The organism is Streptomyces sp. NPDC091387 (assembly GCF_044756945.1).
Classification (GTDB): Bacteria; Actinomycetota; Actinomycetes; order Streptomycetales; family Streptomycetaceae; genus Streptomyces.
The window spans coordinates 122077-146466 of the sequence record NZ_JBIVTZ010000013.1; the positions used below are offsets into that span (position 1 = coordinate 122077).

A 24390-nucleotide genomic window follows, 5' to 3' on the forward strand; every position below is an offset into this window, starting at 1 on the left:
GTCAGGGATTCAGCAATCCCGTCGCCAGACCGATCACCACGGGCGCCACCCCCACCGTGAGAAACGCGGGAAGGAAGCAGAGCCCGACAGGCGCGGTGATCAGTACGCCAGCCCTCTGCGCACGCGTCACCGCCGCGCTCGACCGCTCGGCACGCATCGCTTCGGCCAGCCTGGAAACCGGCTCCGCCGCCGGAGCGCCGGTCGCGGCGGCCCGGTCCAGACAGCGGGCCAGCGCGGCAGCACCCGGTATCTCCCCGAACCTCCCCCAGGCGACGGCAGGATCCCCACCGAGCCGAATCTCCGCCGCCGTGCGCGCCAACTGCTCACCGACCGGACCGCCCAGCGACTCCCCCACCGCCTCCGCCGCTTCTCGCGGACCGGCCCCGACGGAGATGCAGGCCGCCAACAGGTCGGCAGCCAGCGGGAGCTGACGTATGACCTCCGCAGCCCTTGTCGCCTCCTGGGCCGCGACATGCGGCGTCCTTCCCGGCCGAGCCCGCTGCCACCGCCAGGCGCCGTACCCCGCCGCCAGGCCAACCGCCCATCCCAGCAGGCCGCCCACCAGAATCCAGCCCGCCGGCACGACACCCAGCGCCACCGCCCACAGCCTGACCGGGGCACCGGCCACCAGTCGGCCGAGCCGCCGCCGGACCCGGCCGACTGTGCCGGCACGGCCGCCAGGACGTACCGGGCCCAGCTCCTCGACCGCCAGAACCGCCGTTCCCCGGCGCCGCACCCGCCGCCCGGTCCGCCGCCGGGCCAGGGCGAGCGCCAACCATGTGCACACAACCGCCGCCACCCCGACGCCCCCCACCCTGTGGACAACCTCACCGAACACGGCGCTCATACCGCTTCCCCCGCCCTGACGATCCGGCCGGCCCAGAGCAGACCGGCCGCCTCCAGCAGACCGCCCACCACCAGGCAGGCGAGTCCGGCTGAACTGTGCAGCAGCACCCTCAGCGGCTCCGCCCCGAGCGCGGCGCCAAGCCCCATGCCCAGCACGGGCAGCAGAGCCAGCACCACGACCGTCGACCACGCTCCGGCCAGTTGCGCCCGCAGTTCCTCCCGTCGACGCCGCTCGGCCCGCAGTGCACCCTCCAGCCGGTCCAGCCCGGCCGCGAGTCCCGCACCGCCGTCCACCGCCACCCGCCAGCAGGCAGCCACCCCGGCGAGCCCGTCCAGACCCGGTTCGCACGCCGCCTGTCCCAGCGCTCCCGGGACATCGCCCCCGAACTGTGCCGCGGCCGACACCCCCGCCTCCGCCGCGCCCATCACCCCCGTTCCGCGGACCGCGACGAGCAGCGCCTGCCCCGGTTCGCGGCCGGCCCTCAGCTCACCGACCACCGCACCGCACAGGTCCACCACTCCGTCGGCCCGGCGCTCCCGGACCTTGCGCAACTCCCTTCTCCCCAACCACCGCCGCACCAGCGGCACCGCGACCGCCCCCGCGGCCATCGGCAGCACGGACTCACCAAGAACCCCCAGAACCAGAGCCACCGGCAGGCACAGCCACTCCCGCCGCCCTCTCAGCCACACCTGGAGCTGCCTCCGACCGCTCTCCCATCGCTTGCCCAGGGGCGACTGCTCAGCCCCTTCACCGAACAACACCCGCGCTCTCCGGGACCCTTGACCCCGCGCGGACACCGCCAACCAGGCAGCCGCTCCCGCACACAGCGCCGCCGCGTGCACCGTCTCCGGCGTACCCACCCCTGCCGCACCACCGGTCACAGCTCATCCCCGATCAGCGACCGCAGCCGTTCCCAGCCCCGCTCCCGCTCGAAGCCGGCCGCACCCCAACGCAGTGCCGGTACGGTCACCACCAGACCCGCCGCATCCCGCTCAAGAACATGGACCTCGGCGATCCGCCGCCGCCCGGACCGGTCCCGCACGAGATGAACCACCACGGACAGCGCCGCCGCCAGCTGGCTGTGAAGGGCCGTCCGGTCCAGCCCCGCCGCCGTCCCCAACGCCTCCAGCCGGGCCGGGACATGCTCGGCCGCGTTTGCGTGAACCGTTCCTGATCCACCCTCATGGCCGGTGTTCAGCGCAGCCAGCAACTCGGTGACTTCCGCACCCCGCACCTCCCCGACCACCAGCCTGTCGGGCCTCATGCGCAGCGCCTGCCGCACCAGGTCCCGGAGCGTCACCCGCCCGGCACCCTCCTGATTGGCAGGACGTGACTCCAGCCGTACGACGTGCGGATGGTCCGGACGCAGCTCGGCAGAATCCTCGGCGAGCACAATCCGCTCCCGCTCCCCCACCGCACCCAGCAGGCTCGCGAGGAGCGTTGTCTTGCCGGCCCCCGTGCCTCCACTGATGAGATAGGAGACCCGGGCCTCCACCAATGCCCGCAGCACCCGGTCACCACCTGGGGGTACGGTCCCCGCCGCAACCAGCTCGCCCAGCGAGAAGGCCTTGGGCCGGACCACGCGCAACGACAGGCAGGTCGATCCGACCGACACCGGTGGCAGCACGGCGTGCATCCGGGTCCCGTCCGGAAGGCGCGCGTCCACCCAGGGCCTGGCATCGTCCAGTCGCCGTCCCGCCACGGCGGCGAGCCGCTGCGCGAGCCTGCGCACCGCCGCCGCATCGGCGAAGGTCACCCCGGTGAGTTCGAGTCCGCGACCCCGGTCCACCCACACCCGGTCGGGCGCGGACACCAGAACATCGGTGACCGCCGGGTCCGCGAGGAGCGGCTCCAGCACGCCGGTCCCGATCAGTTCTCCGCGCAACTCATCTGCGGCGCAAAGCACTTCGGCATCCCCGAGCAGACGCCCCTGCGCCCGCAGCGCGGCCGCGACTCCGGCCGGGGTCGGCGCCGCTCCGCTCTGCGCCAGCCGCTGCCGGACGGCGTCGAGCAGCGCCTCGGTCATGAGACACCTCCGGCAGCCGGACCTCCGGCGCCCTCACCGGCGAGCGCCCGGTCCCAGAAGGCCGAGCAGAACCTGGCAAGCGGTCCGCGAGCGCTGCCGCCGGGCGGCTCACCCGTTTCCTGCTCGGCCAGCAGGCCTTGCTCCAAGGGGAGTTCACCGGCCAGCGGAAGCCCCATGGCGTGCGCAACCCATTGTTCGTCGAGGCCGGACGCGTACGGCCCGCGCGCCACGACCCGGAGGTCGTCGAGCACCATCCCCGCCATCGACGCCACGCGTTTCGCGGCCGCGACCGCCCGCAGCTCCCCTGGCACCACCACAAGCCCGAGGTCCATTTGCGCAAGGGCCTCGGCCACCGCCTCGTCCACACGGCGGGGCAGGTCGACGACCACTACTCCGCCGAGCCTCCGCGCGGCGGCCAGGACCGCCTGCATGGCCTGCGGTGGGATGACCACCCAGTCGTCACGGCCCCAACTGAGCACGCGCAGCCCGTGCAGCGCGGGCAGGGACTCCTCCAGGGCGCCGCCACCGACCCGCCCCTTGGAATGGGCGAAATCAGGCCACCTCATGCCCTCCGCCCGTTCGCCGCCGAGCAGGACATCGATGCCGCCGCCCAGCGGGTCGCCGTCGATCAGCATGGTCCGCCGCCCGATCCTCGCGGCGGTCACCGCGAGTGCGCAGGCCAGCGTGGACGCACCGGCGCCACCGCGGCCGCCGATCACTCCGACGGTGAGCGCCGGCCTGCCGACGCCTTCCGTCGCGTTGGCGATCTGATCGACGAGCCAGTTCTCCGAATCGGGCAGCCGCAGCACGTACTCGGCTCCGATCTCCACGGCCCGGCGCCAGACGTCGGGCGCGTCCTGGTCGCGCCCGACGAGCATCACGCCCCGCCTGCGAGCCGCCCCGCGGCACCTCGGCGCCGCATCGTCCCCGACGAGAACCATGGGTGCCCGCTCCCAGCCCCCTCGCCGGTCCGGCAGCGTGTGGTGGACCACGGGCTCCGCGCCGGCGGCCGCACACAGCCTCAGCAGATCGTCGAGCAGATCCACATCCTCGGTGACGATCAACGGCCCGCCCCGATGCGACCCGCCGGCCTGCAAACGATCCCGTGCGCTGGATTCAGCCACGACCTCAGCCCCCTTCTTCACTCACCTTCACCGCGGTTCGCGGCGATCTCGGAGCGTTCCGAGAACGGTGATTCCGGAACCCGCGGACTTCACGGGTGGAATCACGGTGCAGCGCTTCAGGAAATCGTGTGGATCTTGCTCAAAAACTGTGGACAACTCCACCGTTGTGAATATCCCCGTAGCTCAAACCGGCGACTTCCGGAGAGCAGCCCTTCCGTCACGCGCTGTGACGAGGCATGCTGAAGTGAGTTCAGCGCAGATACGGGCCATCACGGCCGAGAAGGAGGAGAAATGCGTGATTCCGAGCGACAGAAAAGCGTCCGGACATGCGACGACCCCCGCCGGGGGGGGAGAGCGGGGGTCGTCCCCACGGCCGACTCGGGGGGGGGAGGAGCCGGACCGGGTTAGCACGGTCGCGAACGATCCGTGACTTCCATGGTGTACCCGAGCACCTTCTCAGGCAAACCCAAGCGCCGGAGTTTACGCCGAATGGTGGGCCCCTATGCTCTGCCTTGTGGAAAACTGCTACTTGCCGCGCACAGCAGCCTTCTTTGACCTGGACAAGACGGTCATTGCGAAGTCTTCGACACTCACCTTCAGCAAGTCCTTCTACCAAGGCGGGCTGATCAACCGCCGTGCCGTACTGCGCACCGCGTACGCACAGTTCGTGTTCCTTGCCGGGGGCGCAGATCACGACCAGATGGAGCGGATGCGCGAGTATCTCTCCGCGCTCTGCAAAGGCTGGAACGTCCAGCAGGTGAAGGAAATTGTCGCCGAGACCCTGCACGATCTGATCGACCCGATCATCTACGACGAAGCGGCGACGCTCATCGAGGAACACCACACCGCGGGACGCGACGTGGTCATCGTCTCGACCTCCGGCGCCGAAGTCGTCGAACCGATCGGCGAACTGCTCGGCGCCGACCGTGTCGTCGCCACGCGCATGGTCGTCGGTGACGACGGCTGCTTCACCGGCGAGGTGGAGTACTACGCGTACGGGCCGACGAAGGCCGAGGCCATCAAGGCCCTCGCCGTGTCCGAGGGCTACGACCTCGCACGCTGCTACGCCTACAGCGATTCCGCGACCGATGTGCCGATGCTGGAGTCCGTCGGCCATCCGCACGCGGTCAATCCGGACCGCGCCCTACGCCGCGAGGCGACTCTCCGGGAGTGGCCGATTCTCGTCTTCGACCGCCCCGTCCGGCTCAAACAGCGATTGCCCGCCTTCTCGCTGCCACCACGCCCGGCACTCATGGCCGCGGCCGCGGTGGGAGCGGCCGCCCTCACCGCCGGACTCGTCTGGTACACCGCCCGCCGACGCACCGCCGCGGCGTCCACGTGACACAGCCCTCCGCCGGCGCACCGCACCCCGAATTCCCGGCGCGCCCAATTGAAACAACTCGTCCTTAATTGAACACAAAAGTAAAGAAGTGTCGCCAGCACTACCGCTCACCCGGTCCCTGGAGTACAAAGGATTCAACGGCCCGCGAGACCAAGGACATCCGTGAGGATGACCTGTCAACGCAGAGAAGGCCCCACGGACCGCGCATGAAAGCCGGGCACCCACGCGACGTCGACCCGTCGATTACGGGCCAGCCGCACCAGGAACGGGCGAAGTACCCGACCTGATGGGCATATATCGAGGACGCTTGGTAACTGGGCGGACATGCCAGCGGCGGTACCGAGGACGGTACCGCCGCAACCCTTTTCACCAGGCACTACCACCCGGCGCCGGAACCACCGAGAACGTCCCGGCATCCGCTCGTTACGCGGCGCCGCGCTGGAGCGCCTCGCAGACAGCCGTCGATTCCCTGGCACCGAGTTCCGCCGCGCGCCCGCAGTGCGCGATCCAGGCCGCCATACCTTCCGGCGTTCCCGACAGATATCCCTCGAAAGCCGCCACGTAAGCCGCCCGCCCCTGCTCGGCATGGCCGACCTCTGCCGGGCAGATCGACTTCGGGTCGAGTCCGCTCCCGATCAGCACGATCCGCTCGGCGGTGCGCGCGACCAGACCGTTGTACGAACCGAAGGGACGCAGGGCCAGCAGCTCGCCGTGCACGACCGCGGACATCACCAGGGCGGGCGCCTCACTCCCCGAAAGAATGAGCCCGCTGAGCCCTTCCAGCCTCCCCGCCACCTCATCGGCGCCGGGCAGCGGCGCTTCGATCAGCGGCTCGTCCACCGGCTCACCCGCCAGCCGGGGCCGGCCGACGGCATCCTCGGGTGCCGCACCGCCGGCCGCCACCAGATGCAGCCTCGCCAGCACACGCAACGGCGACTGCCGCCAGATGGAGAGCAGTTGGCCCGCCTCGGCGGTCAACCGCAGGGCGGCCCCGACCACACGCGCCTCACTGTCCCCGGTGAAGTCGGTACGCCGGCGCACCTCTTCCAGGTTCCAGTCGGCACCGGAGAGCGCGGCCGACCCGCGAGCGCCCCGCAGGGCGGCCTCCGAGGTGACCTCGTTGCTGCGGCGCCGCATGACACGGTGACCGTAGACGCGGTCGACCGCCTTGCGCACGGAGTCAACCGCGTCCGTCACGCCCGGCAGGGTACCCAGGGTGGCGAGCGGGTCCGAGGAAGTCGTACTCATAAGTAGCGAGGCTACGCGCCCCCCGCGCGCCTACCGCCCCGGAGTGGTCTTCTTCACGAAGTCCGACGACGGATAGCGATCGTGCCACTACGCTAGGTGAACATGAAGATCGCTTTCGTAGGGAAGGGCGGCAGCGGCAAGACCACGCTGTCCTCGCTCTTCATCCGCCACCTTGCCGCCAATGAGGCCCACGTCGTCGCGGTGGACGCCGACATCAACCAGCACCTCGGGGCCGCGCTCGGCCTCGACGAGACGGAGGCCGCGGCGCTGCCCGCCATGGGAGCGCACCTGCCTCTGATCAAGGAGTATCTGCGCGGCAGCAATCCCCGCATCGCTTCGGTCGAGACGATGATCAAGACAACGCCGCCCGGCGAGGGCTCGCGACTGCTCCGCGTATGCGAGGACAACCCGATCTACGACGCGTGCGCCCGCACGGTCGGGCTCGACGACGGGGACATCCGGCTGATGGCCACCGGGCCGTTCACCGAATCGGACCTGGGGGTGGCCTGCTACCACTCCAAGGTCGGCGCGGTCGAGCTCTGCCTCAACCATCTCGTCGACGGCCCCGAGGAGTACGTCGTGGTCGACATGACCGCCGGCTCGGACTCCTTCGCCTCGGGGATGTTCACCCGCTTCGACATGACGTTCCTGGTCGCGGAGCCGACCCGCAAGGGAGTGTCGGTCTACCGCCAGTACAAGGAGTACGCCAGTGACTTCGGAGTCGCGCTGAAGGTCGTGGGCAACAAGGTGCAGGGCGAGGACGACCTGGAGTTCCTGCGCGCCGAGGTCGGTGACGACCTGCTGGTCACCGTCGGCCATTCCGACTGGGTGCGGGCCATGGAGAAGGGCCGCCCCGACCGCTTCGAGCTGCTGGAAGCGGACAACCGGATGGCCCTCCAGGCCCTGCAGAACGCCGCGGAGGACTCGTACGGACAGCGCGACTGGGAGCGCTACACGCGGCAGATGGTGCACTTCCATCTGAAGAACGCGGAGAGCTGGGGCAACGAGAAGACAGGGGCCGACCTGGCAGCCCAGGTGGACCCGGCCTTCGTGCTCGACGAGCAGTGCGCCCGGACCGGGGCGGCCCAGCCGGCCTGATCGGCCGGCGCCGACCGACTTCGGCACGGGCGCCCTCAGCCGCGCGCAGTCAGCGCGGCCGGCGGGTGCCGGGCGAACCGGTGCCGACCCGGTCGGCGCCGGCCGACCCGGCCGGCCGCGGTCATCCGGTCCCGTCCGATCCGGTCCCGTCCGGGGTCAGATCGGACGGGACCGGATCGGACACACACGGCACGGCAGCCCCACACCCAGGCGCATCCAATGCTCGCACCCCTCCCTCTGCCCCACTTCTGTCCCTACTTCTGCCTCTACTTCTTTCCCTTGACCGGACTCGCGGCTCCGCCGAGGAAGGACGCCCAGCTCTTCTCGGGCGCCTCTCCGACCTTCAGCGTGCCGAGCTTCGCGAGCGTCGCCGGGTCCTGACCGTCCAGCCAGTCCGCCAGCTGCTTGAAGGACACGCAGCGCACACCCTGCTTGGTGCAGACGGTCTCGATCGTCTCCTCGATGGCGCGCATGTACGTGCCGCCGTTCCAGGACTCGAAGTGGTTGCCGATGATCAGCGGGGCGCGGTTTCCGTCGTACGAGCGGTCGAAGGCCTGGAGCAGGCCGTCCCGCATCTGGTTGCCCCAGTACTCGTGCTGGTCCGGGTCGCCCTGCGTCGTACCGGACTGGTTGAACATGAAGTTGTAGTCCATCGAGAGGGTCTCGAATTCGCGTCCCGGGACCGGGACGAGCTGCATCGAGAGGTCCCAGATGCCGCCCTTCTTCTTCGGCCAGACCTGGTCGTTGACGCCACTGGAGTCGTAGCGGAAGCCCATCGAGCGTGCGGCCGCCACCATGTTCTTCTGCCCCTCCAGGCAGGGGGTGCGGCCGCCGATGAGTTCCTTGTCGTAGTCGAAGGGCAGCGGCTTCAGGCCCTTGAGCTCGGGGTCGTTCGACTTCCAGCCCTTCACGAAGGACTTCGCCTGGTTGATCTCGCTCTTCCACTCGGCGACGGACCAGGTGCCGACACCACCGTCCTTGCCGCAGAAGTGGCCGTTGAAGTGGGTGCCGATCTCGTTTCCGTCCAGCCAGGCACCGCGGACCTGGGTGAGGGTGTCCCGGATCCCCTTGGTGTCGTTGAAGCCGATGTCGGAACTTCCGGCGTTGTGCTTGGGCGGGTCGTAGAGCTTCTTCTTCGCGTCCGGCAGCAGGTACACGCCGCTGAGGAAGTACGACATGTTCGCGTCGTACTTCTTGCCCACCTCGCGGAAGTGCGAGAACAGCTGCTGGCTGTCCTCCCCGGCGCCGTCCCACGAGAACACCACGAACTGCGGGGGCTTCTGACCGGGAGCCAGCCGCTGCACCGCGGGCTGCTTCGGCTGAGCGCCGGTGAAGGCCGTGGAGCCGTCGCCGATGAGCCGGAAAGCGCTCTTGGGGGCTTCACCGACGGCCTTCTTCTTCGCCCCGGCCGCACCGTTCGCGGCTCCGCTCGCCGCACCGTTCACGGCAGCGGGCCCGGATACACCCGAGCCGGAATCCGCCCCGGAGCAGCCGGCCACTCCCGCGACCAGCGCAACGGCCATGATGCCCAAGGCGATCCTCTTCGTGGCGGTCATCATCCGCCCACCCTCTTCCTTGCAGGTTTGATTGCGCTGAAGTGCCGACACGGCGCGGTCAAACTCGCACGCACTGCACACAAATTCGCGCGACAGGCCGAATGAAAAGCTGCTTATTCACTGGAATGGGTGTTTAGGTAGACCATTTGCCCTCAATCATGGACACAGATCTTTACTCTCCATTACGATCTGTTTACCGAGAGTTGAGATATCCCGCCGCTGCACGCCGTGACCCACGGCCGCGTCCCACGTTCCGCGACCGCGCTGCCCCGGAGGAGACGGGAAAACATGTCTGCCTGCGTCCCCACTCGCCATGACCGCTCATCCCGCAGTTCGCGACCTCCCCGGTCATCGGGGGTCAAGCGACCTCACGGCCCGCCACCGCCGCATCGCGGCGGACGATTCCGCATCGCGGGCGCCGACCTGTCCGCATCGATCACTGTCTTCCTTCTTGCCATCCCCATGTCGCTCGGCCTGGCCGTCGCCATGGATGCCCCACTGGAAGCCGGTCTCATCTCCGCCGCAGTCGGCGGCATCGTGGCCGGCCTGCTCGGCGGCACCCCGCTCCAGGTCTCCGGGCCGTCCGCCGGGCTGACCGTGGTGACCGCCGAGTTGATTCAGGTCTACGGCTGGCGCACCACCTGCGCGATCACCATCGGAGCGGGCCTGCTGCAGCTCCTGCTGGGTTCGCTGCGGGCCGCTCGCAGCGCCCTCGCCGTCAGCCCCGCCATCGTGCACGGCACGCTCGCCGGCATCGGTGTGGCCATCGCGCTCGCTCAGTTGCACATCGTGCTGGGCGGCTCACCGGAGAGCTCGGCCGTCTCCAACGCGCTCACTCTGCCAGCCCAGTTGGCGCAGGTGGGCCCGGCCGCACCGCTGATCGGTGGTCTGACCATCGCGATCCTGGTGCTGTGGCCCCGGATTCCGGGGCGGCCCGGCCGCATGCTGCGGCGGATTCCGGCGGCCCTGGTGTCCGTGGCCGTCGCCACTGCCGTAGCGGCCTTCGCGGCACCGTCGATCGCACGGGTCGATCTGCCGTCCTGGCGTTCGCACGCCCTGCCCGAACTGCCGCAAGGACCCGTACTCGGCCTGGCCACAGCCGCGTTCACCATGATGCTGGTGGCAAGCCTGGAGTCACTGCTCGCCGCCGTAGCCGTGGACAAGCTGGCCGCCGACCGGAGCAGCGAGCGGTCGGCCGGACCGGCCGTCGAACAGGACGGTGGTCAGCAGGACGGCGATCAGCCGGTCGAGGGCACGTCCGCACACCCGGCCGAGCCCCCCGAGCCCGGCTCCGGGCCGGCCTCGCCCCCCGTCAGACGCTCCGACCTCGACCGGGAACTACGCGCACAAGGCATCGCCAACACGGTGTCTGGCCTGTTGGGCGGGCTGGCGGTCTCCGGTGGCGCGGTACGCAGTTCGGCGAACGTACGGGCCGGAGCTACCAGCCGTGCCTCCACCGTGCTGCATGGCGTCTGGGTGCTGCTCGCCACCGGTCTGCTGGTCACCGTGCTGGAGTGGATCCCACTGGCCGCCCTGGGCGCGCTCGTGATGGTGGTCGGCATCCAGATGGTGAGCTTCGCCCACATCCGCAATGTCCACAGGCATCGGGAATTCCTGGTGTACGGGGCGACGATCACCGGGGTACTGCTCTTCGGTGTCCTCAAGGGCGTGGCGATCGGGATCTCGGTAGCGGTGGCTGTCGCCCTGCACCGACTGGCGCGGACCAGGATCACCGTGACGGAGCGGAACGGTCAGTATCTGGTCGTCGTGAGCGGCCAGTTGACGTTCCTGGCCGTGCCCCGGCTCAACCGGACTCTGGGCCAGCTGCCCCAGGACGCGGACGTGGTCGTCGAGCTGGACGGCTTCTTCATCGATCACGCGGCGTACGAGATGTTCCAGGACTGGAGCAACGCCCATACCGCCCACGGCGGCCGGGTCGTCTTCGCCGGCCGGTCCGGCGGCAGGATCGCCGAGCCCGCCTCGGCAGCGCACTCCTGCTGCCGCCCCTGGACACCGTGGCGCAACCACCACTGCCACGAACGGCCCGAGCAGGTACCCCCCACCGAGGCCACCGCATACGCCGAGCCCGCCGGATCCGCCGGATCCGCCGAGCCCGGCACAGGCGCCCCAATCGCCGCGTCCACCGGAGCAACCGCGTCCCCCCAGGCCCCCGCCGGCCCCGCCACCGCCCCCACGACGAAAACGACGGACGAGACCGACCAGATGAACCCGGCCGACGCGACCGACGCGACGGGCACGCCGGGCAGCCCCGCCCCAGCCCCCCTCCACCCCGCGCCCACCCTCGCACCCACCCCCTCGTCCGCTCCCGCCCCACCCACACCCCCAGCAGGCGTCACCAGCGCCCCCGGCACCACCCCGGACGGGCTCACCCCCACAGATGCCCAGCCATCCCCCGACCGTTCAACCGACTACGCACCCGACCACGACGCCGCTCCACCACGCCGGACCGGTGCGCAGCGGCTGGTCAGCGGTCTCAGCTCGTTCCAGCGCAATACGGCACCCCTGGTGCGTGAGGAGCTGGCAAGGCTGGCCAGGGAGGGGCAGCGCCCCTCGCAGCTGTTCATCACCTGCGCGGATTCCCGCCTGGTGACGAGCATGATCACAGCAAGTGGTCCGGGCGATCTGTTCACCGTCCGGAACATCGGAAATCTGGTGCCGCCACCGCATTCCGAGCGGGGTGACGACTCGGTGGGGGCGGCGATCGAGTACGCGGTGGACGTGCTGGGGGTGGAGTCCATCACCATCTGCGGGCACTCCGGCTGCGGCGCCATGAACGCGCTGCTCGGTGCCGGGCCCGACACCCCGGACACACCTCTGTGGCGCTGGCTGCGGCACGGTGTGCCGAGCCTGAAGCGCATGGCCTCCAGACGCCACGCCTGGGCACGGATCTCCGGCCGGCTGCCCGCCGACGAGGTGGAACAGCTCTGCCTCACCAATGTGGTCCAGCAGCTGGACCACCTGCGAGCCCATGGATCGGTGGCGCGACGCCTCGCGGAAGGCACGCTCCAACTGCACGGCATGTACTTCCACGTGGCTGAGGCCCAGTCGTACCTGCTGACCGAAGGTATCGGAGCCGGCCACGGGCTCGACGAGGTCTTCGACCGGGTCAGCCCCTGCGCCCCGTACGATCCCTATGAACCGGCCGAGTTGGCGCGTACCGGCACCTGAACCGGGTACATCTCGGGTCCGTGAGACCGTGTGGGTCCCACCTCCGCAGCGCCGTGCACCCTGCACCACCGCAGGGCGCCTCGGCACTTCGCTCCACCCCGCCGCGGGGGCGGGACCGTGCCTCCATACACGAAACACAGGTCTAAACCAATTCCCGGTAGACACTTGTCACCCGGCCTTTGGCCTGATGAGCTATGCCCCGGGACACAACGGACACCCTGGGAATGGGAGATGTCGTGAGCAACGAAAGCCTGGCCAACCTGCTCAAAGAGGAGCGGCGGTTCACACCGCCTGCCGATCTGGCCGCGAACGCCAACGTCACAGCCGAGGCGTACGAACAGGCCGATGCGGACCGGCTGGGCTTCTGGGCCGAGCAGGCCCGCCGCCTGACTTGGGCCACGGAGCCGACCGAGACGCTCGACTGGAGCAATCCGCCCTTCGCGAAGTGGTTCGCGGACGGCAAGCTCAATGTCGCGTACAACTGCGTGGACCGCCACGTCGAGGCGGGCAACGGCGACCGGGTCGCCATCCACTTCGAGGGCGAGCCCGGCGACAGCCGTGCCATCACCTACGCGGAGCTGAAGGACGAGGTCTCCCGCGCCGCCAACGCCCTCACCGAGCTCGGTGTCGGCAAGGGCGACCGGGTCGCCGTCTATCTGCCGATGATCCCCGAGGCCGCCATCGCCATGCTGGCGTGTGCCCGGATCGGTGCGGCGCACTCCGTGGTCTTCGGCGGCTTCTCCGCCGATGCCATCGCCACCCGCATCCAGGATGCGGACGCGAAGGTCGTCATCACCTCCGACGGCGGATACCGCCGCGGCAAGCCCTCCGCGCTCAAGCCCGCGGTCGACGACGCCGTCGCCCGTATCGAGAGCGTCGAGCACGTCCTCGTCGTCCGGCGTACGGGACAGGACACCGCGTGGACCGAGGGCCGGGACGTCTGGTGGCACGAGATCACCGGCCGCCAGTCCACCGAGCACACCCCTGAGGCGTTCGAGGCGGAGCAGCCGCTCTTCATCCTCTACACCTCGGGCACGACGGGGAAGCCGAAGGGCATCCTGCACACCTCCGGCGGCTACCTCACGCAGGCGGCGTACACCCACCACGCGGTCTTCGACCTCAAGCCGGAGACCGATGTCTACTGGTGCACCGCCGACATCGGCTGGGTGACCGGACACTCGTACATCGTCTACGGCCCGCTGGCCAACGGCGCGACGCAGGTCATGTACGAGGGCACGCCCGACTCCCCGCACCAGGGGCGCTTCTGGGAGATCGTCCAGAAGTACGGCGTGAGCATCCTCTACACGGCGCCGACCGCGATCCGGACGTTCATGAAGTGGGGAGACGACATCCCCGCCAAGTTCGACCTGAGCAGTCTCCGGGTCCTGGGCTCGGTCGGTGAGCCGATCAACCCCGAGGCCTGGATGTGGTACCGCAAGCACATCGGCGCCGACAAGTGCCCGATCGTGGACACCTGGTGGCAGACCGAGACCGGCGCGATGATGATCTCGCCGCTTCCCGGTGTCACGGCGACCAAGCCGGGCAGCGCCCAGCGCGCACTGCCGGGCATCTCCGCCACGGTCGTCGACGACGAGGCCCGTGAGGTCCCGGACGGCGGGGGCGGCTATCTCGTCCTCACCGAGCCGTGGCCGTCGATGCTCCGCACCATCTGGGGCGACGACCAGCGGTTCCTCGACACCTACTGGTCGCGCTTCGAGGGCAAGTACTTCGCGGGCGACGGTGCCAAGAAGGACGAGGACGGCGACATCTGGCTGCTCGGCCGGGTCGACGACGTGATGCTGGTGTCCGGGCACAACATCTCGACCACCGAGGTCGAATCGGCGCTCGTGTCGCACCCGTCGGTCGCCGAGGCGGCCGTGGTCGGTGCGGCCGACGAGACGACCGGCCAGGCCATCGTCGCGTTCGTGATCCTGCGCGGTACGGCGACCGCCTCCGACGAGCTGGTGGCTGAGCTGCGCAACCACGTCGGCACCACGCTCGGCCCCATCGCCAAGCCGAAGCGGGTCCTGCCCGTGGCCGAGCTGCCGAAGACGCGATCCGGCAAGATCATGCGGCGTCTGCTGCGTGACGTCGCGGAGAACAGGGAGCTGGGGGACGTCACGACGCTGACCGACTCCTCGGTCATGGACCTCATCCAGACCCAGCTTCCGTCGTCCGCATCCGAGGACTGAGCCTTACTCCGAGGCGACGACAGCTGAGAGCGACAGCAACGACAGCTGAGAGCGAAGCAACAAGAGCGACAGCAGCGAGAACGACGGCGGAGCTGAGCTCCCCGAAGGGCATCCGGCAGCGCGCCGGATGCCCTTCGGGCATTTAGGGTGAAGATCACCGCTCACGGCCCCGCACACCCCGGGTACAGTGGCAGCTGGTCAATAACACGACAAGAAATCTCAAAGGGTGTGCCGGGAAGTCTGGTCGGCAAGTGCATCAGCCATGCCGTCGCTGCCGTACCCACCCGGAGGTTCTCTCTCGTGGTCGCGCCCACCCCCGCACCCCCTTCCCCCCGCCGCACATTCCTGGGACGCCAGTCGCTCCCGGAGCGGAACTTCCTCACCGACGCGCTGCGTACCGAGACCGTCGGCGGAGTCATCCTGCTGGCCGCCGCGGTGGCCGCGCTGATCTGGGCGAACACCTTCGGATCGAGCTACACGACCGTCAGCAACTTCCACTTCGGTCCCGAGGCGCTCGGTCTGCATCTCTCCGTGGCGCACTGGGCGGCCGACGGACTGCTCGCGATCTTCTTCTTCGTCGCGGGGGTCGAGCTCAAACGCGAACTCGTCGCGGGTGAGCTGCGCGACCCGAAGGCCGCCGCCCTCCCGGTCGTCGCCGCGCTCTGCGGCATGGCCGTACCCGCGGTCGTCTACACCCTGGTGACGGTGCTCGGAGACGGCTCCACCAGCGGCTGGGCCGTCCCCACGGCCACCGACATCGCCTTCGCGCTCGCCGTCCTCGCGGTCATCGGCACCTCGCTGCCGTCCGCGCTCCGTGCGTTCCTCCTGACCCTCGCCGTCGTCGACGACCTCTTCGCGATCCTGATCATCGCCGTCTTCTTCACCGAGAACATCGACTTCGTCGCGCTCATCGGCGCCTTCGTCGGCCTGGCCGTCTTCTACCTGCTGCTGCGCCTCAACGTCCGCGGCTGGTACATCTACGTACCGCTCGCCCTGGTCATCTGGGGGCTGATGTACAACAGCGGCATCCACGCCACCATCGCCGGTGTCGCGATGGGCCTGATGCTGCGCTGCACCAGGCGCGACGGCGAGGAGCGCTCCCCCGGCGAACGCGTCGAGCACCTGATCCGCCCGCTGTCGGCAGGTTTCGCCGTACCGCTGTTCGCGCTCTTCTCGGCCGGGGTCTCGCTCTCCGGCGGCGCGCTGGCCGGCGTGTTCACCCGGCCGGAGACGCTCGGTGTCGTACTGGGGCTGGTCGTCGGCAAGACGCTGGGGATCTTCGGCGGTACATGGCTGGCCACCCGGTTCACCAAGGCGGAGCTGAACAAGGAGCTGGCCTGGGCCGATGTCTTCGCGGTCGCCTCGCTCGCCGGGATCGGGTTCACCGTCTCGCTGCTGATCGGCGAGCTCGCCTTCACCGGCGACGACGACATGATCAACGAGATCAAGGCGTCGGTTCTGCTCGGCTCCCTGATTGCCGCCGTACTCTCCGGTGTACTGCTCAAACTCCGGGTACGCAGATACCGGGCGCTCACGGACGCGGAGGAGCTCGACGAGGACGAGTCCGGGGTACCCGACGTCTATGAACAGGACGATCCGGAGTACCACCTGCGGATGGCCGCGATCCACGAGAGGAAGGCGGCCGAGCATCGCCGCCTTGCCCAACTGGCGGGGGCAGCGAGCAACAAGCCGGACAGTCCGGCATGATCTGACATCGGATGTGTTGAACAGGAGAGGGAGTCAGGCATGAGCGACCCCGGCAATTACGCGGGCAGCGCCGACCGTAGTCTCGGCCAGCTGGTCGCCTCGGCGACGGCCGAGCTGTCGGCACTGGTACACGACGAGATCGCCCTGGCCAAGGCCGAGGTGCGACAGGACGTCAAGCGTGGCGTCATCGGCAGCGTGGCGTTCATCGTCACGGGGGTGCTGATCCTGTTCGCGATCCCGGTGCTGAGCTTCGCGGCCGCGTACGGAATCCACAATCTGGGGCTGGGACTGGCCTGGTCGTTCCTGATCGTGGGCGGCGCGTTCATCCTGCTGGGGATCCTGCTCGCGCTGTTCGGCTACGCCAAGTTCAAGAAGGTCAAGCCGCCGGAGAAGTCCATCGCGTCGGCGAAGCAGACCGCCGCCATCCTCCAGGGCGTCAAGCCGCACCCGCGTCCGGGCATCGGGGCGGACGCGATCCTTCCGGCGGGCGGCAGCACACTTGCGGACAAGGCCATCGAGAACCGTCCGGTTCAGGACAAGGCGTCAGCTGTGGCACGCTCATCCACATGACGGTCCCCGATTCCAGCGCATTCGGCCCAGTGGGCCCGGACGACCGGGCGGGCCACGAAGGACCGGCCGGCCCCCCGGCAGACCCTTCCGCCACACCGCCATCACTGCCAACGCCCCCGGCCCCGGCCTCAGCGCCTTTCACCGGCCCGCTGGGCCCGGCGGCCGGGTCCGGTGGCCCCGTCCGCCTGGACGGGCCCTGGACGCACCGCGACGTCGCCGCCAACGGCGCCCGCTTCCACATCGCCGAAATGGGTGAGGGGCCACTGGTCCTGCTCCTGCACGGCTTCCCGCAGTTCTGGTGGACCTGGCGCCACCAGTTGCCCGCGCTCGCCGACGCGGGGTTCCGCGCGGTGGCGATGGACCTGCGCGGCGTGGGCGGCAGCGACCGCACGCCCCGGGGTTACGACCCGGCCAACCTGGCGTTGGACATCACCGGCGTGATCCGCTCGCTCGGTGAGCCGGATGCCGCCCTGGTCGGCCACGACATGGGCGGCTACCTCGCCTGGACGGCCGCGGTGATGCGCCCGAAGCTGGTGCGCCGGCTGGTGGTCTCCTCGATGCCGCATCCGCGGCGGTGGCGCTCCTCGATGCTCTCCGACTTCGCGCAGTCCCGCGCGGGCTCGTACATCTGGGGCTTCCAGCGGCCGTGGGTGCCTGAGCGTCAGCTCGTGGCGGACGACGCGGCTTTGGTGGGGCGGCTGATCCATGACTGGGCGGGGCCGCGGACCACGGACTTCCCCGACGACGCGACCGTGGACGTCTACCGGCGCGCCATGTCCATCCCGTCGACGGCGCACTGCGCGATCGAGCCGTACCGCTGGATGGTGCGCTCGCTGGCCCGCCCTGACGGCATCCAGTTCAACCGGCGCATGAAGCGGCCGGTACGGGTGCCCACGCTGCACCTGCACGGTTCACTCGATCCGGCGGTACGCACCCGGAGTTCGGCCGGGTCCGGCGAGTACGTCGAGGCACCGTACCGTTGGCGACTTTTCGACGGTCTGGGGCACTTCCCCCACGAGGAGGATCCGGCCGGGTTCTCGGCCGAACTCATCAGCTGGCTCAAGGATTCCGAGCCCGACCGCTGACCGGTGGGCACACGAGTCCTACGAACAGCCACTTGCCTGACGCATAGGCCAATTGGCTGACGGATGGGCGGTTACCGACCATGAGCCACGGGCAGACGTCGGTGTATGGGCTGGACGCACGACTTCGGTGACGCAGCACGCAATCGTCGCTCGACCGCCACGGCGGGTCCGGGCACTCATGAGGGGGGCGGCCTCCAGGGCCGGGTGCACACTATGCATGTTCTGCATGATCCCCGGCTCGGCATTCCGCGCATCCTCCGCCGCCGGGCCCGCTGGGTCTCGGCGCGGCTGCGCCACCCGCGTGGATGACCTCCCGAGCTGAGCGGACGGCCACCCGGCCTCCGCGGACGGCCGCCCGGTCACCCACCGCCCTCACACGCTGAACCACTCGCTCGCACCCTGCTCGCGGGCTCATGGCTCGCGGGTTCCGCCGGGCAGGTCGAGGCAGGGCGGTACGCCTACAGCGCGCACGCCTGGCTGTCGACCTGCTGGTTGGCGGTGCGGCCCTGCGTGATGTCCTGGCGGATCTCGTCGGCCGTCAGCGCGTAGCCGGTGTTCGGGTCGTCGAGCGACTTGGCGAAGACGACTCCGTACACCTTGCCGTCGGGGGTCAGCAGCGGTCCGCCGGAGTTGCCCTGACGGACCGTCGTGAAGAGTGAGTACACATCGCGGCGGACGGTGCCCCGGTGGTAGATGTCCGGGCCGTTGGCGTCGATACGGGCACGGACCCGCGCGGCCCGTACGTCGTACGCGCCGTTCTCCGGGAAGCCCGCGACGATCGCGCTGTTGCCGGTCGCGGCGTCGTGGTCGGTTTCGGTGAAGCGGAGCGGCTTCGCGTCGAGATCCGGGACGTCGAGTACGGCGATGTCGCGCCGCCAGTCGTAGAGGACGACCTTCGCGTCGTACAGCCGTCCCTGGCCGCCGATCTGGACGGTCGGCTCCTCGACGCCGCCGACGACGTGGGCGTTGGTCATCACCCGGCGGTCGGAGAAGACGAAGCCGGTGCCTTCGAGGACCTTGCCGCAGCTCGGAGCCGTACCGACGACCTTGACGATGGACTTCTGGGCGCGGGCGGCGACCGGGCTGCCCACCAGGGCCGGGTCGGGGGCCCTGACTTCGGTGATCGGCTCATTGGCGAACGGGCTGAACACCTGGGGGAAGCCGTTCTGCGCGAGGACCGAGGAGAAGTCCGTGAACCAGGTGGAGGCCTGGGGCGGCATCACCCGGGAGATGCCGAGCAGCACCGAGGAGCTGCGCACCTCCTTGCCCAGTGTCGGCAGCGAGGTGCCGGCCAGTGCGGAGCCGATCAGCCAGGACACCAGCAGCATCGCCACGACGTTGACCAGCGCACCACCCGTCGCGTCGACGGCGCGCGCGGGCGACCATGTGATGTGCCGGCGGAGCTTGTTCCCGAGGTGGGTGGTGAAGGCCTGGCCCACCGAGGCGCACACGATCACGATGACGACCGCGACGACGGCGGCCGTCGACGAGACCTCGGAGCCGTCCGTCACCTGGTCCCACAGGACCGGCAGCAGATAGACGGCGACGAGACCGCCGCCCAGGAACCCGATCACCGACAGAATGCCGACGACGAACCCCTGGCGGTATCCGATGACCGCGAACCACACGGCGCCGGCCAGCAGCAGGATGTCCAGCACGTTCACCGTCTATAGCCTCACAGATTCGTCACCGGGCCCGTACGTCTCTCTGGGTCCGGGCGGGCCCGGAGCAGTGGAGCACGGGAGTCAGCCTGTCATGCGCGCCAGTCGAGCGGCACCTGCTTGGCCCTGTCCCAGGGGCGCTCCCACCCTGCGAAGTGCAGAATCCGGTCGATCACGCCGGCCGTGAACCCCCATACGAGTGCGGATTCGACCAGAAATGCCGGGCCTCGGTGGCCGCTGGGATGGACGGCCGTCGCCCGGTTGGCCGGGTCCGTGAGATCCGCCACGGGGACGGTGAAGACCCGCGCGGTCTCCCCCGGGTCGACGACTCCGACCGGGCTGGGCGAACGCCACCAGCCGAGGACCGGCGTCACCACGAAGCTGCTCACGGGGATGTACAGCCGGGGCAGCACGCCGAACAGCTGCACACCGTGCGGATCGAGGCCGGTCTCCTCCTCGGCCTCCCGCAGCGCGGCCCTGAGCGGACCCGTCGTCGCCTGGTCACCGTCCTCCGCGTCCAGGGAGCCGCCGGGGAAGGAGGGCTGCCCGGGGTGCGACCGCAGGCTTCCGGCCCGCTCCATCAGGAGCAGCTCGGGCCCGCGAGCGCCCTCACCGAACAGGACGAGAACGGCCGACTGCCGCCCCGCTCCGCTCTCGGGCGGCAGGAACCGGCTGAGCTGCTGCGGCTCGACGGTGCGCGCGGCCTGGGCGACGGGGTCGAGCCAGCCGGGCAGGCCCTCGGTGGTGACGGTGATCGAGGCCTCTCGGCCGGCACCCGCCCCGGGCGCGGCCGACGCGGCGCCGGTCGCCGCGTCCGTCCTGTGTTGATGCGTCTTCATGGGCACCCCTCGTCTCACAACGCCTGTCGTCACGCATTTCGTTCCGGAGCGGCGCCCGGGGTCAGCCGGCGCCCAGGGCGGGGGCGGGTGCGCCCGGGTACTCCGGCGGCGGGCTCAGCCGCTGCCCCGGCCGGCCCCCCATCTCGTACTTCAGAAGCTTCCGTGCCTTCTCGGGATCCGTCTCACCCTCGCCGTAGGAGGGACAGAGCGGGGCGATCGGACAGGCACCGCAGGCGGGCTTACGGGCATGGCAGATCCGGCGTCCGTGAAAGACGACGCGGTGCGAGAGCATCGTCCACTCGCTCTTGGGGAAGATCGCCGCGACGTCCGCCTCGACCTTCACCGGATCCTCCTGCTCGGTCCACTTCCAGCGGCGCACCAGCCGTCCGAAGTGGGTGTCGACGGTGATCCCGGGCACCCCGAAGGCGTTCCCCAGGACCACGTTGGCGGTCTTGCGCCCGACCCCCGGCAGCGTCACGAGGTCCTCCAGCCGTCCGGGCACCTCGCCGTCGAAGTTGTCCCGGAGGGCGGCGGAGAGGCCGAGGAGCGACTTGGTCTTGGCCCGGAAGAAGCCGGTCGGCCGAATGATCTCTTCCATTTCCTCCGGGACGGCCGCGGCCATGTCCTCGGGGGTGGGGTAGGCGGCGAACAGCGCCGGGGTCGTCTGGTTGACCCTCAGATCGGTGGTCTGGGCGGAGAGGACCGTGGCGACGAGGAGCTCGAAGGCGTTCCTGAAATCCAGCTCCGGGTGGGCATACGGGTAGAGCTCGGCGAGCTCACGGTTGATCCGGCGGGCCCTGCGGACCATGGCCAGGTGGGATTCCGGCTTGGCTTTGGCGTTGGCCCCGGCCTTCGGCACCGGCTTGGCCTGGGATGTGGGGCCGGCCTTGGCGTTCGCCAGGGACTTGGCGTCGGCCTTGGCGTTGGCGTTGGCCTTGGCGTTGGCCTTGGATTTCGGCTTCGGCTCCTGTTTCGGAGCCGACTTCGGCGCCGAGCCGGGATCCCCCTCGGATCCCTCCCGTTTCATCCGCCTCGCCGGGCTTTTTGTCGCATTTTTCGGTTCGCTTGCAGCCTGTTCGCCCACAGCGGAATTACGGTCTTCCGGCACCCCATCAACCCCCTTGGCCTGCGCTCTCACCGGCGTTCCGGACACCCGGCCAGCCTAGAGCCAGCGACTGACATCCGCCCCGGTCACTGCCGATCCACCCCCAATCGGCCCCCTGCCGTACGTTCCGGGACGTGCGTGCGTCAAACTGGTTTGTGATTGATCGCACTGTTTTACCGTCCGGCATGATGGGGACCACGGTTCCCTGAACAGGCCGACAAGGAGAGAACTCGTGGACGACGTTCTGCGGCGCGCCCCGCTTTTCGCGGCGCTCGATGACGAGCAGGCCGCGGAGCTCCGCGCCTCGATGAGTGAGGTGACCCTCGCGCGCGGCGACGCGCTGTTCCACGAGGGTGACCCGGGCGACCGCCTCTATGTGGTCACCGAGGGCAAGGTGAAGCTCCACCGCACCTCCCCCGACGGCCGCGAGAACATGCTGGCCGTCCTCGGTCCCGGCGAGCTGATCGGTGAGCTGTCGCTCTTCGACCCGGGCCCGCGTACCGCCACCGCGACCGCGCTGACCGAGGTGAAGCTCCTCGGCCTCGGCCACGGCGACCTCCAGCCCTGGCTGAACGTACGCCCCGAGGTGGCCACGGCCCTGCTGCGCGCCGTCGCCCGGCGCCTGCGCAAGACCAACGACCAGATGTCCGACCTGGTCTTCTCCGACGTGCCGGGCCGCGTGGCCCGTGCCCTCCTCGACCTGTCGCGCCGCTTCGGCGTGCAGTCCGAGGAAGGCATCCACGTCGTGCACGACCTGACGCAGGAAGAGCTGGCCCAGCTGGTCGGCGCCTCCCGCGAGACGGTCAACAAGGCCCTCGCCGACTTCGCCGGCCGCGGCTGGCTGCGGCTGGAGGCCCGTGCGGTGATCCTTCTCGACGTGGAGCGGCTGGCCAAGCGCTCCCGCTGACCCCGTCGTACCCAGCGCCCGAGGGCCCCGCCGAACCGGCGGGGCCCTCACGCATGGGGACACGCACGGGCCCCGCGGCGCCTGTCCGGCGGCCGGCCGGTCTCAGATCAGGCCGTGCTCGTCCAGGTACTCCAGCTGCGCCAGCACCGAGAGCTCCGCCGCAGGCCACAGCGACCGGTCCACGTCCGCGTACACGTGCGCCACCACCTCCGACGACGTCCGGTACCCCGCCTCCACCGCCGTCTCCACCTGGGCCAGCCGGTTCGCGCGGTGCACCAGGTAGAACTCGACCGCGCCCTGCGCGTCGTCCAGCACCGGACCGTGCCCCGGCAGCACCGTGTGCACCCCGTCGTCGACCGTCAGCGAACGCAGCCGCCGCAGCGAGTCGAGGTAGTCCCCCAGCCGCCCGTCCGGATGCGCGACCAGCGTCGTACCGCGGCCGAGGATCGTGTCCCCCGTCAGCACCGCGCGGTCGGCGGGCAGATGGAAGGAGAGCGAGTCCGCGGTGTGGCCCGGGGTCGGCACCACGTACATCTCCAGCCCGCCGGTCGTGATCACGTCACCCGTACCCAGGCCCTCGTCACCGAGGCGCAGCCCGGGGTCGAGCGCGCGCACCTTCGTACGGGTCAGCTCGGCGAACCGTGCCGCGCCCTCGGCGTGGTCGGGGTGGCCATGGGTGAGGAGCGTGAGCGCGATCCGGCGGCCCGCCCGCTCGGCGGTGTCGATGACGGCCCGCAGGTGGACGTCGTCCAGCGGTCCCGGGTCGATGACCACCGCGAGATCGGAGTCGGGCTCGGCGACGATCCAGGTGTTGGTGCCGTCCAGCGTCATCGGTGACGCGTTGGGCGCGAGGACGTTGACCGCACGGGTGGTGGCGGGGCCGGACAGCACCCCGCCGCGCGGCTGTCCGGGCAGCGCTGCCGCGTCGCTCATGCCGCCCCACCGCCCGCGCCGCCCGCCGGTATGTGCTTGGTGAACTCCGCGTGCCCCGGCCAGCTCAGCACCAGCTCGTCGCCCTCCAGGCGCGCCTGTGCGAGTACGGGGGCGAGGTCCTGGGCCGATGCCGCCTCCAGCGCCTGCGCGGCGGTGGCGTGGGCCCTGAGCCCGCGCAGCGTCGAGACGGTCGGCGGCATCATCAGCAGCTCGCCGCGGTCGTAGCCGTCGGCCGCCTCTCCCGGACGGATCCAGACCGTGCGGTCGGCCTCAGTGGAGGCGTTGCGGGTGCGCTGGCCGGCCGGGAGCGCGGCCACGAAGAACCAGGTGTCGTAGCGGCGCGGTTCGAATTCCGGAGTGATCCAGCGCGCCCACGCGCCGAGCAGGTCCGAGCGCAGGACCAGCCCCCGGCGCTCCAGGAACCCGGCGAACGACAGCTCCCGGGCGACCAGCGCCTCGCGGTCGGCCTCCCAGTCAGCGCCCGTGGTGTCCGTGACGACGGTGTCCGCGGTCGGGCCGGCGAGCAGGACGCCCGCCTCCTCGTACGTCTCGCGGACCGCCGCGCAGACGATCGCCTGCGCCTCCGCGGGCGTGGCGACACCGAGCCGCCGCGCCCAGCTCTCCAGGGCGGGTCCGGCCCATCCGACGAGCCGGTCGTCGTCGCGCGGGTCGACCCCGCCACCCGGATAGGCGTACGCCCCTCCGGCAAAGGCCATGGAGGTGCGCCGGCGCAGCATGTGGACAGTGGGTCCGCCCCCGGTACCCTCCGCGGCGTCCCGGAGCAGCATCACGGTGGCGGCGCGCCTGGGGGTCGCGGCCGTCAGTTCGCCGGTGGCGAGGGCCCGGATCCGGTCGGGCCATTCCGGTGGGTACCACTGACCATGGGACATGGCCGGAGGCTATCCGGAACCGTGCCGATGTTCGAGTGGGTCGGTGATCCGTACATGCCCTGTACACAGAC

20 protein-coding genes are annotated in these 24390 nt (G+C 70.2%); 9 read left to right on the forward strand and 11 right to left on the reverse strand.

Going from position 1 to position 24390, the window contains the following annotated elements; translation table 11 throughout:
* Nucleotide 1 precedes the first annotated feature (1 nt).
* From ACIQM0_RS26570 to ssd, 4 genes are read right to left on the reverse strand one after another with little or no spacing between them, the layout of a single operon-like run.
* A complete protein-coding gene (locus tag ACIQM0_RS26570) occupies nucleotides 2-847 on the reverse strand; it encodes a type II secretion system F family protein (RefSeq protein ID WP_401291069.1) in 846 nt (281 codons plus the stop codon).
* The gene (locus tag ACIQM0_RS26575; RefSeq protein ID WP_401291348.1) at nucleotides 844-1689 is read right to left on the reverse strand and encodes a type II secretion system F family protein; all 846 of its coding nucleotides are present in this window, start codon (nucleotides 1687-1689) and stop codon (nucleotides 844-846) included. Before ACIQM0_RS26575 ends, ACIQM0_RS26570 begins: the two co-directional genes overlap by 4 nt.
* Before the next feature lie 35 nt (nucleotides 1690-1724).
* Complete coding sequence (locus ACIQM0_RS26580; protein ID WP_401291072.1) at nucleotides 1725-2873, reverse strand: TadA family conjugal transfer-associated ATPase; 1149 nt, start codon at nucleotides 2871-2873, stop codon at nucleotides 1725-1727.
* Nucleotides 2870-3970 (reverse strand): septum site-determining protein Ssd, encoded by a 1101-nt coding sequence (gene ssd, locus ACIQM0_RS26585; RefSeq protein WP_401291351.1) that lies wholly within the window; start codon nucleotides 3968-3970, stop codon nucleotides 2870-2872. Before ssd ends, ACIQM0_RS26580 begins: the two co-directional genes overlap by 4 nt.
* A 529-nt stretch (nucleotides 3971-4499) precedes the next feature.
* Here ssd and ACIQM0_RS26590 point away from each other — a divergent pair.
* Entirely contained in the window at nucleotides 4500-5339 is an 840-nt protein-coding gene (locus ACIQM0_RS26590; RefSeq protein ID WP_363031276.1) for an HAD-IB family hydrolase, read from the forward strand.
* A gap of 423 nt (nucleotides 5340-5762) precedes the next feature.
* Here ACIQM0_RS26590 and ACIQM0_RS26595 read toward each other — a convergent pair whose 3' ends face one another.
* Nucleotides 5763-6587, reverse strand: a complete 825-nt coding sequence (locus ACIQM0_RS26595) for an oxidoreductase (protein ID WP_401291076.1) — start codon at nucleotides 6585-6587, stop codon at nucleotides 5763-5765.
* Between the two features lie 102 nt (nucleotides 6588-6689).
* On the opposite strand from ACIQM0_RS26595, the gene ACIQM0_RS26600 reads away from it, so the two are divergent.
* Nucleotides 6690-7685, forward strand: coding sequence for an ATP-binding protein (locus tag ACIQM0_RS26600; RefSeq protein WP_401291078.1), 996 nt, complete (start codon nucleotides 6690-6692; stop codon nucleotides 7683-7685).
* 266 nt (nucleotides 7686-7951) lie between these two features.
* On the opposite strand, the gene ACIQM0_RS26605 is transcribed toward ACIQM0_RS26600, so the two are convergent.
* Nucleotides 7952-9244, reverse strand: coding sequence for a hypothetical protein (locus tag ACIQM0_RS26605; protein WP_401291081.1), 1293 nt, complete (start codon nucleotides 9242-9244; stop codon nucleotides 7952-7954).
* A 285-nt stretch (nucleotides 9245-9529) separates the two neighbouring features.
* On the opposite strand from ACIQM0_RS26605, the gene ACIQM0_RS26610 reads away from it, so the two are divergent.
* From ACIQM0_RS26610 to ACIQM0_RS26635, 6 genes are all read left to right on the forward strand, one after another.
* A complete protein-coding gene (locus tag ACIQM0_RS26610) occupies nucleotides 9530-12430 on the forward strand; it encodes a SulP family inorganic anion transporter (protein ID WP_401291084.1) in 2901 nt (966 codons plus the stop codon).
* A 194-nt stretch (nucleotides 12431-12624) separates the two neighbouring features.
* On the forward strand, nucleotides 12625-14622 hold the full coding sequence (acs, locus tag ACIQM0_RS26615; RefSeq protein ID WP_401291087.1) for an acetate--CoA ligase: 1998 nt from the start codon (nucleotides 12625-12627) through the stop codon (nucleotides 14620-14622).
* A 300-nt stretch (nucleotides 14623-14922) separates the two neighbouring features.
* Nucleotides 14923-16329, forward strand: a complete 1407-nt coding sequence (gene nhaA, locus ACIQM0_RS26620; RefSeq protein ID WP_401291353.1) for a Na+/H+ antiporter NhaA — start codon at nucleotides 14923-14925, stop codon at nucleotides 16327-16329.
* A gap of 39 nt (nucleotides 16330-16368) precedes the next feature.
* A complete protein-coding gene (locus tag ACIQM0_RS26625) occupies nucleotides 16369-16899 on the forward strand; it encodes a phage holin family protein (RefSeq protein ID WP_363031283.1) in 531 nt (176 codons plus the stop codon).
* A complete protein-coding gene (locus tag ACIQM0_RS26630; protein ID WP_401291091.1) occupies nucleotides 16896-17984 on the forward strand; it encodes an alpha/beta fold hydrolase in 1089 nt (362 codons plus the stop codon). Before ACIQM0_RS26625 ends, ACIQM0_RS26630 begins: the two co-directional genes overlap by 4 nt.
* A 105-nt stretch (nucleotides 17985-18089) precedes the next feature.
* Nucleotides 18090-18293 (forward strand): hypothetical protein, encoded by a 204-nt coding sequence (locus ACIQM0_RS26635; protein WP_359461284.1) that lies wholly within the window; start codon nucleotides 18090-18092, stop codon nucleotides 18291-18293.
* Between the two features lie 149 nt (nucleotides 18294-18442).
* Here ACIQM0_RS26635 and ACIQM0_RS26640 read toward each other — a convergent pair whose 3' ends face one another.
* From ACIQM0_RS26640 to nth, 3 genes are all read right to left on the reverse strand, one after another.
* Complete coding sequence (locus tag ACIQM0_RS26640; RefSeq protein WP_401291095.1) at nucleotides 18443-19648, reverse strand: MarP family serine protease; 1206 nt, start codon at nucleotides 19646-19648, stop codon at nucleotides 18443-18445.
* Nucleotides 19649-19737: 89 nt separating this feature from the next.
* Complete coding sequence (locus ACIQM0_RS26645) at nucleotides 19738-20484, reverse strand: NUDIX hydrolase (RefSeq protein WP_401291098.1); 747 nt, start codon at nucleotides 20482-20484, stop codon at nucleotides 19738-19740.
* 61 nt (nucleotides 20485-20545) lie between these two features.
* Nucleotides 20546-21511: an endonuclease III gene (gene nth / locus ACIQM0_RS26650; RefSeq protein WP_401291101.1), complete on the reverse strand. Its 966-nt coding sequence runs from the start codon at nucleotides 21509-21511 to the stop codon at nucleotides 20546-20548.
* Between the two features lie 310 nt (nucleotides 21512-21821).
* Between nth and ACIQM0_RS26655 the strand changes: the two genes are divergently transcribed.
* Nucleotides 21822-22496, forward strand: a complete 675-nt coding sequence (locus tag ACIQM0_RS26655; RefSeq protein ID WP_123460131.1) for a Crp/Fnr family transcriptional regulator — start codon at nucleotides 21822-21824, stop codon at nucleotides 22494-22496.
* 102 nt (nucleotides 22497-22598) lie between these two features.
* Here ACIQM0_RS26655 and ACIQM0_RS26660 read toward each other — a convergent pair whose 3' ends face one another.
* Nucleotides 22599-23429 carry an MBL fold metallo-hydrolase gene (locus tag ACIQM0_RS26660; protein ID WP_401291104.1) on the reverse strand — a complete coding sequence of 277 codons (831 nt, stop codon included), beginning with the start codon at nucleotides 23427-23429 and terminating at the stop codon, nucleotides 22599-22601.
* Entirely contained in the window at nucleotides 23426-24319 is an 894-nt protein-coding gene (locus tag ACIQM0_RS26665; RefSeq protein ID WP_401291107.1) for an NUDIX hydrolase, read from the reverse strand. Before ACIQM0_RS26665 ends, ACIQM0_RS26660 begins: the two co-directional genes overlap by 4 nt.
* Nucleotides 24320-24390 lie beyond the last annotated feature (71 nt).

Bases quoted from the DNA above. Each gene is read 5' to 3' on its own strand.
- ACIQM0_RS26570 (WP_401291069.1), bottom strand. From the start codon at position 847: ATGAGCGCCGTGTTCGGTGAGGTTGTCCACAGGGTGGGGGGCGTCGGG.
- ACIQM0_RS26580 (WP_401291072.1), bottom strand. From the start codon at position 2,873: ATGACCGAGGCGCTGCTCGACGCCGTCCGGCAGCGGCTGGCGCAGAGC.
- ACIQM0_RS26590 (WP_363031276.1), top strand. From the start codon at position 4,500: ATGCTCTGCCTTGTGGAAAACTGCTACTTGCCGCGCACAGCAGCCTTC.
- ACIQM0_RS26595 (WP_401291076.1), bottom strand. From the start codon at position 6,587: ATGAGTACGACTTCCTCGGACCCGCTCGCCACCCTGGGTACCCTGCCG.
- ACIQM0_RS26600 (WP_401291078.1), top strand. From the start codon at position 6,690: ATGAAGATCGCTTTCGTAGGGAAGGGCGGCAGCGGCAAGACCACGCTG.
- ACIQM0_RS26605 (WP_401291081.1), bottom strand. From the start codon at position 9,244: ATGATGACCGCCACGAAGAGGATCGCCTTGGGCATCATGGCCGTTGCG.
- ACIQM0_RS26610 (WP_401291084.1), top strand. From the start codon at position 9,530: ATGTCTGCCTGCGTCCCCACTCGCCATGACCGCTCATCCCGCAGTTCG.
- acs (WP_401291087.1), top strand. From the start codon at position 12,625: ATGCCCCGGGACACAACGGACACCCTGGGAATGGGAGATGTCGTGAGC.
- ACIQM0_RS26625 (WP_363031283.1), top strand. From the start codon at position 16,369: ATGAGCGACCCCGGCAATTACGCGGGCAGCGCCGACCGTAGTCTCGGC.
- ACIQM0_RS26630 (WP_401291091.1), top strand. From the start codon at position 16,896: ATGACGGTCCCCGATTCCAGCGCATTCGGCCCAGTGGGCCCGGACGAC.
- ACIQM0_RS26635 (WP_359461284.1), top strand. From the start codon at position 18,090: ATGGGCTGGACGCACGACTTCGGTGACGCAGCACGCAATCGTCGCTCG.
- ACIQM0_RS26645 (WP_401291098.1), bottom strand. From the start codon at position 20,484: ATGAAGACGCATCAACACAGGACGGACGCGGCGACCGGCGCCGCGTCG.
- nth (WP_401291101.1), bottom strand. From the start codon at position 21,511: ATGAAACGGGAGGGATCCGAGGGGGATCCCGGCTCGGCGCCGAAGTCG.
- ACIQM0_RS26660 (WP_401291104.1), bottom strand. From the start codon at position 23,429: ATGAGCGACGCGGCAGCGCTGCCCGGACAGCCGCGCGGCGGGGTGCTG.
- ACIQM0_RS26665 (WP_401291107.1), bottom strand. From the start codon at position 24,319: ATGTCCCATGGTCAGTGGTACCCACCGGAATGGCCCGACCGGATCCGG.